Raw genomic sequence first — 741 nt, 5'->3', positions numbered from 1 at the left:
GGCGAGGTCGGCGGGCATCTTCCGGTAAACCCGCCCAGCCCCAGCCCCAGCCCTGGTTTTGGTGGCTGTTGTTGCCTTCTTGCGGGTCGTCTTCTTCGGTGTTGGTTGGGTGGGGCGTGCCTTTGCCAATGTTGGGGTCTGGTGCTGCGCGGCGGGGTCCTTGGCTGCCTTGGCCACGGCGGTGGGACGAAGGTCGGCGCCCTTCACCAGCTTCGCCGCCGGCGCCGGTGTGGTGGTGGTGGCGGGTTCGGTGGTGGCCGTTGTGGTGGTGGTTGTCGCAGCGGCTTTGGTGTCGGTGGGTGGGGTGTTGGCGTGCGCGGGCGCTTGCGGCCTTCGCATCGATGTGGTGGGGGTGGTGATGGCTTGTAGTAGTAGTCCGATGTCCATGCTCGGCATTTGCGCGGCGGTGAGGCCGTCGGGGGCTTGGAAGCGCACGTTGGTGATCCGGGCTTGGTCGGTGGAGGTGTCGACGGTCACGGTGGTGCTGTTCCCGCTGTCGTCGTTGGGTGTGACGGTGATCGTGTAGGAGTCCATGATGTCCCTCAAAGGTGGTGTGCCACGCCCGCTTGGTGTGGCGTCTGGCCTGCCAGGCAAAGGCGCCGGGTGTCGCACGCCGACGTTCACGTGAAGATCACCAATGTAGGCTCCCTTCTGTGTCAAGCGGCTAGCCGTTGTGGTGTTTTAGGGTTGGTGGTGGCGGGTCCGGGGTGTGGCTTGTCCGAAGTGCCGGTGTGGGGTTGT

General features: G+C 65.5%; 1 pseudogene. It reads right to left on the bottom strand.

Annotated features, from left to right (window positions below):
• Positions 1–534: pseudogene (locus ABD287_RS18425) on the bottom strand (hypothetical protein); the annotation flags it as partial.
• Positions 535–741: the final 207 nt, after the last annotated feature.

It is taken from the genome of Pilimelia columellifera subsp. columellifera (genome assembly GCF_039532605.1).
In the GTDB taxonomy this organism is placed as follows: Bacteria; Actinomycetota; Actinomycetes; order Mycobacteriales; family Micromonosporaceae; genus Pilimelia; species Pilimelia columellifera.
Note: the sequence above shows the minus strand (reverse complement) of the source record. Positions and strands in the feature narration are given on the sequence as shown.